This window comes from Pseudomonas sp. P4795, from assembly GCF_048822895.1.
Lineage (GTDB): Bacteria > Pseudomonadota > Gammaproteobacteria > Pseudomonadales > Pseudomonadaceae > Aquipseudomonas.
This window is the reverse complement of sequence record NZ_JBMFBT010000004.1, coordinates 668372-676623: the sequence shown is the minus strand read 5'-3', so window position 1 is coordinate 676623 and position 8252 is coordinate 668372. Positions and strand designations below refer to the sequence as shown.

Below are 8252 nucleotides of genomic sequence, written 5' to 3'. Positions count from 1 at the left end.
TAAAATTCGCCGTCAACCCCTAATTCCCGCTTTATTCAGATTTCAGCGTAATCCGCGCAAAAGCCTTCTTGCCAGCCTGGCAAACGTGGGTCGCACCCAGTACGTATATAAAGGAGCGATCAACGACCTCACCATCTATACGAACACCACCGGAAGCCAGCAGATCACGCGCCACTGCCGAGTTCTTCACCAAGCCTGCCTTATTGAGAACAGCCGCAATCGGCATATCCTCGGAAGCAGTCAGCTCGATCTCAGGCAGATCATCCGGCAGCTCGCCATCCTTCATGCGGTTACCCGCTGCACGGTGAGCATTCGCCGCAGCCTCTTCGCCATGGAAGCGCGCAACGATCTCTTCGGCCAGCTTGATTTTGATGTCGCGCGGATTGGCACCCGCCTCTACATCCGCACGGAACGCATTGATCTCATCCATCGAACGGAAGCTAAGCAGTTCGAAGTAGCGCCACATGAGCGCGTCCGGAATCGATACCAGCTTGCTGTACATAACACCCGGCGCCTCCTGGATGCCGACGTAGTTGCCCAAGGACTTGGACATCTTCTTCACGCCATCCAGACCTTCAAGCAGCGGCATAGTGAGAATGCACTGAGCCTCCTGACCATAACCGCGCTGCAATTCACGCCCCATCAGCAAGTTGAACTTCTGATCGGTACCACCCAGCTCGACATCCGCGCGCAGAGCGACCGAGTCATAGCCCTGAACCAGCGGATAGAGGAACTCATGAATGGCGATTGGCTGATTGGTGGTGTAGCGCTTATCGAAGTCATCGCGCTCGAGCATACGAGCAACTGTGTACTGCGAAGTCAGTCGAATGAAGTCCGCAGGCCCCATCTGATCCATCCAGGTGGAATTGAATGCCACTTCGGTCTTCGCCGGATCAAGAATCTTGAACACTTGAGTCTTGTAAGTCTCGGCGTTTTCCAGAACCTGCTCGCGCGTCAGCGGAGGGCGCGTCGCACTCTTGCCGCTCGGATCACCGATCATCCCGGTGAAGTCACCTATAAGGAAGATCACCTGATGCCCCAGCTCCTGGAACTGGCGCAGCTTATTAATAAGCACGGTGTGACCGAGATGGAGATCCGGCGCAGTCGGATCGAAGCCAGCCTTGATTCGCAGTGGCTGGCCACGCTTGAGCTTTTCGATCAGCTCGGACTCGACCAACAGTTCTTCCGCACCACGTTTTATCAGCGCTAGCTGCTCTTCAACCGACTTCATAACAGACCCGCAAGGCTCAGATTCAAAGGGAACCAACCATACAAGAACGCGCACCAATTACAAGTTTTGCCCGGCGCACGGACACCAATCCACAGACAGACTGTCTGTAGACTTGCCTCAGAGATGATTTGGTTATATTTTATACAGTTATTTCATCTTCATCATGTCATTCATCTTTTCCAATTCATCTTTATCAAAGTCAAAAATCACTTATGACCACTGAACCGTCTAAAGCGCCACCGCTTTACCCGAAGACCCACCTGCTCGCCGCAAGTGGGATCGCCGCCCTTCTCAGCCTGGCGCTCCTGGTATTTCCTTCCAGTGATGTTGAAGCCAAAAAGACGACCCTGAGTCTGGAACTGGAAAGTCCTGCTGAACAACTGACACAAGATCAAGACGCTGCTGACGCGGTTCAAGCCACAACCGAGCCGGTAGCCTCGCCCTTCGCGCAGATCGAAAACAGTGCCGAAGACACCCTGAAAGCCGAAGCAGAGCCTGCGCCAGTACCGGTTGCAGAAGAAAAGAAAGCGCCTAACCACAGGGAAGTAATGGTTGCCAAAGGCGACACGCTTTCAACCCTGTTCGAGAAAGTCGGTCTACCCTCCGCCGCAGTGCATGAAATCCTCGCCAGCGACAAGCAGGCCAAGCAATTCAGCCAGCTCAAGCGCGGCCAGAAGCTTGAATTCGAACTGAACCCGCAAGGCCAATTGATCAATCTGCACAGCAAGCTGAGCGACACTGAATCCATCACCCTCACCAAGAACGACAAGGGTTATGTATTCAACCGTATCACTGCCAAACCAACCGTCCGCACCGCTTACGTCCACGGCGTGATCAATAGCTCGCTGTCGCAATCCGCCGCCCGCGCCGGTCTGTCCCACAGCATGACCATGGATATGGCGAGCGTATTCGGTTACGACGTCGACTTCGCTCAGGACATCCGGCAAGGTGACGAATTCGACGTCATCTATGAGCAGAAAGTCGTCAATGGCAAAGCCGTCGGCACCGGCCCGATCCTGTCCGCGCGCTTCACCAACCGCGGCAAGACTTACACTGCCGTGCGTTATACCAACAAACAAGGCAACAGCAGTTACTACACTGCTGACGGCAACAGCATGCGCAAGGCGTTCATCCGTACTCCGGTCGACTTCGCGCGCATCAGCTCAAAATTCTCCATGGGCCGCAAGCACCCGATCCTGAACAAGATCCGCGCCCACAAAGGCGTGGATTACGCAGCACCACGCGGTACGCCAATCAAGGCCGCCGGAGATGGCAAAGTGCTGTTGGCAGGCCGCCGCGGCGGTTACGGCAATACCGTGATCATTCAGCACGGCAACACCTACCGCACGCTGTACGGGCATATGCAAGGCTTTGCCAAAGGCGTGAAAACCGGCGGTTCGGTCAAGCAGGGTCAGGTGATCGGCTATATCGGCACCACCGGCCTCTCCACCGGCCCGCACTTGCACTACGAGTTCCAGGTCAACGGCGTTCACGTTGATCCGCTGGGTCAGAAGCTGCCAATGGCCGACCCAATCGCCAAGGCCGAACGCGCGCGCTTCCTCGCGCAGAGCCAGCCGTTGATGGCGCGCATGGATCAAGAGAAGGCCACCATGGTCGCCTCGAGAAAGCGCTGAGTCATGGCTCTCTATATAGGTGTGATGTCCGGAACCAGCCTCGACGGTCTGGACATCGCTCTGATCGAGCAAACCCCGGCGATCAAATTGATCGCCACGCACTACATTCCCATGCCTGATTCCCTGCGCGCCGAGCTGCTTGGCTTGTGCGCCAGCGGCCCTGACGAGATTGCCCGCTCCGCAATTGCCCAGCACAACTGGGTGACGCTGGCGGCGCAGGGCATTCACAGCCTACTCGAACAGCAGAACCTCAAGGCTGAAGATGTCCGCGCAATAGGCAGCCATGGCCAGACCATTCGCCACGAACCGGCTCGCGGCTTCACTGTACAGATCGGCAACCCTGCCCTACTCACCGAGCTGACCGGCATCACAGTGGTCAGCGACTTCCGCAGCCGTGATGTAGCCGCTGGCGGCCAGGGCGCGCCGCTGGTGCCAGCCTTCCACGAAGCGTTGTTCGAAGAGCGTACGGGTAATCGTGCGGTGTTGAATGTCGGCGGTTTCAGCAATCTCAGCCTGATCGAGTCGACCAAGCCTGTAGCCGGTTTCGACTGCGGGCCAGGAAATGTTCTGATGGATGCCTGGATCCGTCAGCAACGCCGCGAGAACTATGACCGCAACGGCCAATGGGCGGCCAGTGGCTCGGTCGAGCCAACCCTGCTCAAAGCCTTACTGAATGATCCGTTCTTCGCCACCAAAGGCCCGAAAAGCACCGGCCGCGAAGTGTTCAACCTGCCGTGGCTGGAACAGCACCTGTCACGCTTGCCGAGTTTCCCCCCGGAAAACGTGCAAGCCACACTGCTGGAACTGACGGCACTGACCATTATCGAGTCGCTGCAAAGCGCTCAATCGAATACGACAGAATTACTGGTCTGCGGTGGCGGCGCCCATAACGCTACATTGATGAAGCGGCTGGCCGACTTGCTACCCAACGCGAAAGTCGCCAGCACCGCCACCCACGGTGTCGATCCGGATTGGGTTGAAGCCATGGCTTTCGCCTGGTTGGCGCACTGCTGCCTGGAAGGCATCGCAGCGAATCGGCCGAGCGTCACCGGCGCCAAAGGGCTGCGCGTGCTTGGTGCCATCTACCCGAACTAAGTAAAACGCACACAGCAAAACGCCGCAGAACCGTGAGGCTCTGCGGCGTTTTGCTGTGTAGCGTGAAGTGCGATCAGATCGAGAACGAGGAGCCACAGCCGCAGGTCGTAGTGGCATTCGGGTTCTTGATTACGAAGCGCGAACCTTCCAGACCTTCCTGGTAGTCCACCTCGGCACCGGCCAGGTACTGAAAGCTCATCGGATCAACCACCAGACTGACGCCTTCGCGTTCGACGATGGTGTCGTCCTCAGCCACATCTTCATCAAAGGTGAAACCGTATTGAAACCCTGAACAACCGCCGCCCGTAACGAATACGCGCAGCTTCAAGCGATCATTCCCCTCTTCATCGACCAGGCTCTTCACCTTGTGCGCGGCACCGTGGGTGAATTGCAAAGCCGTGGGGGTGAAGGATTCGACGCTCATGCTGACTATCTCCCGGCGTTACGCCGCCATAATGCGTGATGACGCGCATTATCCGCTTCTCCTAGAAAATCGGTCAACTATTGTTACGGTATATCAATCAAGCGTTTTGCCAACCGAGAATGCAAAAAGGCCCGTTCACCGGGCCTTTTCGCTACGCGCAAGACAGTGTTACGGCAGCATTCCAGCGTGGGACAGACCCAGGCGCTCATCCAGCCCGAACATGATGTTGAGGTTCTGCACCGCCTGACCCGACGCGCCTTTGACCAGATTGTCGATTACCGACAGCACCACCACCAAGTCGCCATCCTGTGGACGATGTACGGCGATGCGGCAGACATTGGCACCGCGCACGCTACGGGTTTCCGGATGGCTACCGGCCGGCATCACATCGACGAACGGTTCGTTGGCATAACGCTTTTCAAACAACGCTTGCAGATCCACCGAGCGATCAACCACGGTCGCGTAGAGCGTGGAGTGAATGCCACGGATCATTGGCGTCAGGTGCGGGACGAAAGTCAGACCGACATCCTTGCCAGCCGCGCGACGCAGGCCTTGGCGAATTTCCGGCAAGTGACGGTGACCTTTGACCGCATACGCCTTCATGCTTTCCGACGTCTCGGAGTACAGCGAACCTACTGCCGCACCACGACCGGCGCCGCTGACGCCTGATTTGCAGTCGGCGATCAGGCGCGAAGTGTCAGCCAGACCTGCTTCGAGCAGTGGCAGGAAACCCAACTGTGTCGCCGTCGGATAGCAACCCGGCACCGCGATCAAACGTGCTTTCTTGATTTGCTCACGATTGACTTCCGGCAGGCCATACACGGCCTCGTCCAGCAGTTCAGGCGCGCCATGCGGCTGACCGTACCACTTGGCCCATTCTTCAGCGTCCTGCAAGCGGAAGTCCGCAGACAGATCGATAACCTTGGTGCCCGCCGCCAGCAGCTCGCCCGCCAGTGCATGGGCAACGCCATGCGGAGTGGCGAAGAACACCACGTCGCAAGCACCCAGAGTTTTGATGTCAGGCACGCTGAATGCCAGGCCGTCATAGTGACCGCGCAGGTTCGGGTACAGATCAGCCACGGCCAGACCGGCCTCGGATCGGGAAGTGATCACGACCACTTCTGCCTGCGGATGCTGTGCCAACAGACGCAGCAGTTCGACACCGGTGTAACCCGTGCCGCCGACGATACCGACCTTGACCATAAACCTGCCCTCAACGAACCCACTGGAAAGCCGTCGATAATAGGGGCCGCGCGCCCCTGCGACAACCGTCAAGGTGACGCGCGGCCGCTCAAGCCTCTACTATCCGGCCTACCGTGAACCTGGGAATAACTGAAAATGCTCTATTTATGGATCAAAGCCTTTCATATCGTCAGCATCGTCTGCTGGTTTGCCGCGCTGTTCTACCTGCCGCGACTGTTCGTCTATCACGCACAAAGTGAAGATACGGTCAGCAAAGAACGCTTCAGCGTCATGGAGCGCAAGTTGTATCGCGGCATCATGGGTCCGGCGATGATCGCCACGCTGATCTTCGGTGGCTGGCTGATCTACCTCAACCCGAGCATCTTCAGCTCGGGTGGCTGGATTCACGCCAAGCTGACTCTAGTGGTCCTGCTGATCGGCTATCACCACATGTGCGGCGCGCAGGTGAAACGTTTTGCCCGTGGCGAGAACACCCGCAGCCATGTCTTTTATCGCTGGTTCAATGAAGTGCCGGTTCTGTTATTGCTGGCTATCGTAATTCTGGTCGTGGTCAAGCCGTTCTAACTTCAACAGGTTCAACTTTCCGGGGTACTTCCGATGTCGCTGCCCACTTTGCTCGAACAACGTCTGCGCCTGCCTTTAGTGGCTGCGCCGATGTTCCTGATTTCCAACCCTGAGCTGGTGCTGGCCTGCTGTCGGAATGGCGTGGTCGGCAGCTTTCCTGCGTTGAACCAGCGCGAAAGCAGCGGCTTCAAAGCCTGGCTGGAGGAGATCGAAGCGGGCCTCGCGACTCTGGAAAACCCGGCGCCGTATGCGGTGAACTTGATCGTGCACAACAGCAACCCGCGCTTGCAGGCGGATCTGGCGATCTGCGTCGAACACAAAGTGCCAATCGTCATCACCAGCCTCGGCGCGGTGAAGGAGTTGGTGGACGCGGTGCATAGCTATGGAGGTCTGGTGTTTCACGACGTGACCACCCGCCGCCATGCGGAGAAAGCCGCCGAGGCTGGCGTCGATGGTCTGATCGCCGTCGCGGCTGGCGCGGGTGGGCACGCAGGCACATGGAGTCCGTTCTCGCTGATTGCCGAGATCCGTCAGTTCTTCGACAAGACGCTCCTGCTTGCAGGATGTTTGAACCACGGCCACGAGATTCTCGCCGCGCAGCTGCTCGGCGCGGATTTGGCCTACTTCGGCACGCGATTTATCGGTACCACCGAAAGTCATGCGCCTGACGCCTATAAGCAGATGCTGCTGACAGCCAAAGCAGCGGACATCATCCATACTCCTGCCGTGTCTGGAGTACCCGCCAGTTTCATGCGCCAGAGTCTGGAAGCCGCCGGTTTCGACACGGCCAAGCTACAAGGCAAAGGTGAAGTGAATTTCGGTGACAAGCTGAAACCGATCAGCGATGAAGCCAAAGCCTGGAAGACCGTGTGGTCGGCGGGCCAGGGTGTCGGCGACATCAACGATCTGCCGAGTGTAGAGCAACTGATCGCACGCCTCGACGCCGAGTATCGAAAAGCACTGGAACACGCAGCGCAATTTCCGACTCGCTGGCCGCGCTGAGAAAAAATCCGGCCAGTTTTCAACGTGCTGACCTTACACTCACGCCTTGTAACACTCTCCAATTCAATTGTTTTCGCGACAAGGATGCCTCGGCCATGAGCGAACCACGCTACAAGATCGTTTTCGACGGTGCGCTACAGCCCGGTGTCGACCTCACCACAGCCAAACTCAATCTGGCTGACCTGTTCAAAAGCGAGGTCGCCGCCATCGAGCGCCTGTTCAATGGCAGCACTGTCGCCCTCAAGCGCGACCTGACTCACGCCGACGCCCAAGCGTATCTGCAAGCGTTGAGCAAGACCGGGATCGACGCCCGGATCGAACCAGAAACTACCATCGAACTGAATCTCGCCGATGTCCATGAGCACGCGCCCGCCATAGCGGAGCCTGCCTCGCCGTACGCGCCGCCTCGAGCCAACGTCGGTGAAAGCTACCCGGCATTTGCGACGCTCAAGCCATTCGGTGTCGAGGGCCGCATCGGCCGTCTGCGCTTCCTCGCCTGGGCGATGGTGCAGTGCCTGGTGACCCTGCCCATCATCGCCGTATTTGCGCTGATTGCTCTGGGTATGGTCAGTGACGAATCGACGACCGGCCTGATCATTGGCGGCATCCTGGCGTTCTTTCTGTTCCTCGCCTTCTTCATCGTCAACATTATGATCAGTGTGCAGCGTCTACACGATATCGGCTGGTCTGGATGGCTCTGGCTGCTGAACCTGGTGCCGTTTGTGGGCAGCTTCTTCCCGCTGGTGATGATGGTTGCGCCGGGCACCACCGGCGCCAACCGCTACGGCCCACCCCCACCGCCCAACAGCACCGCGGTCAAAGTGCTGTGTTCATTGTGGGTGGTGCTGTTCACGCTGGTATTGGCCGGTGGAATACTCGGTGGCTTCTCGGCTATTCAACAGGAATACGAAAGCAATCTGGAAAGCAGCTATGACAGCGGCTCAGTGAACACTGATGAAATCGAGGTCGAGGTCGAACCGGAAGCGAATGCCACCGACGATGCAGCTGAAGCAGCCGAAGAGGCCCAGCCCCCTGTAGACTCTGCGAAAGAATGAACAGCGCTCCCCGTCGTGACACCCGCGTCGACGGCGCGGAGCTG

8 protein-coding genes are annotated in these 8252 nt (G+C 57.9%); 5 read left to right on the top strand and 3 right to left on the bottom strand.

Annotated features, from left to right (window positions below; all coding sequences use genetic code 11):
* Positions 1-31: 31 nt before the first annotated feature.
* A complete protein-coding gene (gene tyrS / locus ACOI8A_RS15165) occupies positions 32-1231 on the bottom strand; it encodes a tyrosine--tRNA ligase (RefSeq protein ID WP_420647173.1) in 1200 nt (399 codons plus the stop codon).
* A gap of 212 nt (positions 1232-1443) precedes the next feature.
* Here tyrS and ACOI8A_RS15160 point away from each other — a divergent pair, with 212 nt between their 5' ends.
* Together ACOI8A_RS15160 and ACOI8A_RS15155 are read left to right on the top strand one after the other, a co-directional pair.
* Positions 1444-2865 carry a peptidoglycan DD-metalloendopeptidase family protein gene (locus ACOI8A_RS15160; protein ID WP_420647174.1) on the top strand — a complete coding sequence of 474 codons (1422 nt, stop codon included), beginning with the start codon at positions 1444-1446 and terminating at the stop codon, positions 2863-2865.
* A gap of 3 nt (positions 2866-2868) precedes the next feature.
* The gene (locus tag ACOI8A_RS15155) at positions 2869-3960 is read left to right on the top strand and encodes an anhydro-N-acetylmuramic acid kinase (protein ID WP_420647175.1); all 1092 of its coding nucleotides are present in this window, start codon (positions 2869-2871) and stop codon (positions 3958-3960) included.
* A gap of 73 nt (positions 3961-4033) precedes the next feature.
* Here ACOI8A_RS15155 and erpA read toward each other — a convergent pair whose 3' ends face one another.
* Together erpA and argC are read right to left on the bottom strand one after the other, a co-directional pair.
* Positions 4034-4384, bottom strand: a complete 351-nt coding sequence (gene erpA / locus ACOI8A_RS15150; protein ID WP_008077999.1) for an iron-sulfur cluster insertion protein ErpA — start codon at positions 4382-4384, stop codon at positions 4034-4036.
* Positions 4385-4552: 168 nt separating this feature from the next.
* On the bottom strand, positions 4553-5587 hold the full coding sequence (gene argC / locus ACOI8A_RS15145; RefSeq protein ID WP_420647176.1) for an N-acetyl-gamma-glutamyl-phosphate reductase: 1035 nt from the start codon (positions 5585-5587) through the stop codon (positions 4553-4555).
* 135 nt (positions 5588-5722) lie between these two features.
* On the opposite strand from argC, the gene hemJ reads away from it, so the two are divergent.
* From hemJ to ACOI8A_RS15130, 3 genes are all read left to right on the top strand, one after another.
* Positions 5723-6151 carry a protoporphyrinogen oxidase HemJ gene (gene hemJ, locus ACOI8A_RS15140; RefSeq protein ID WP_420647177.1) on the top strand — a complete coding sequence of 143 codons (429 nt, stop codon included), beginning with the start codon at positions 5723-5725 and terminating at the stop codon, positions 6149-6151.
* Positions 6152-6184: 33 nt separating this feature from the next.
* Positions 6185-7153, top strand: a complete 969-nt coding sequence (locus tag ACOI8A_RS15135; RefSeq protein WP_420647178.1) for an NAD(P)H-dependent flavin oxidoreductase — start codon at positions 6185-6187, stop codon at positions 7151-7153.
* Between the two features lie 95 nt (positions 7154-7248).
* A complete protein-coding gene (locus tag ACOI8A_RS15130; RefSeq protein WP_420647179.1) occupies positions 7249-8208 on the top strand; it encodes a DUF805 domain-containing protein in 960 nt (319 codons plus the stop codon).
* Positions 8209-8252: the final 44 nt, after the last annotated feature.

Excerpts from the sequence above, each read along its gene's own strand:
- tyrS (WP_420647173.1), bottom strand. The coding sequence starts at position 1,231 with ATGAAGTCGGTTGAAGAGCAGCTAGCGCTGATAAAACGTGGTGCGGAA.
- ACOI8A_RS15160 (WP_420647174.1), top strand. The coding sequence starts at position 1,444 with ATGACCACTGAACCGTCTAAAGCGCCACCGCTTTACCCGAAGACCCAC.
- ACOI8A_RS15155 (WP_420647175.1), top strand. The coding sequence starts at position 2,869 with ATGGCTCTCTATATAGGTGTGATGTCCGGAACCAGCCTCGACGGTCTG.
- erpA (WP_008077999.1), bottom strand. The coding sequence starts at position 4,384 with ATGAGCGTCGAATCCTTCACCCCCACGGCTTTGCAATTCACCCACGGT.
- argC (WP_420647176.1), bottom strand. The coding sequence starts at position 5,587 with ATGGTCAAGGTCGGTATCGTCGGCGGCACGGGTTACACCGGTGTCGAA.
- hemJ (WP_420647177.1), top strand. The coding sequence starts at position 5,723 with ATGCTCTATTTATGGATCAAAGCCTTTCATATCGTCAGCATCGTCTGC.
- ACOI8A_RS15135 (WP_420647178.1), top strand. The coding sequence starts at position 6,185 with ATGTCGCTGCCCACTTTGCTCGAACAACGTCTGCGCCTGCCTTTAGTG.
- ACOI8A_RS15130 (WP_420647179.1), top strand. The coding sequence starts at position 7,249 with ATGAGCGAACCACGCTACAAGATCGTTTTCGACGGTGCGCTACAGCCC.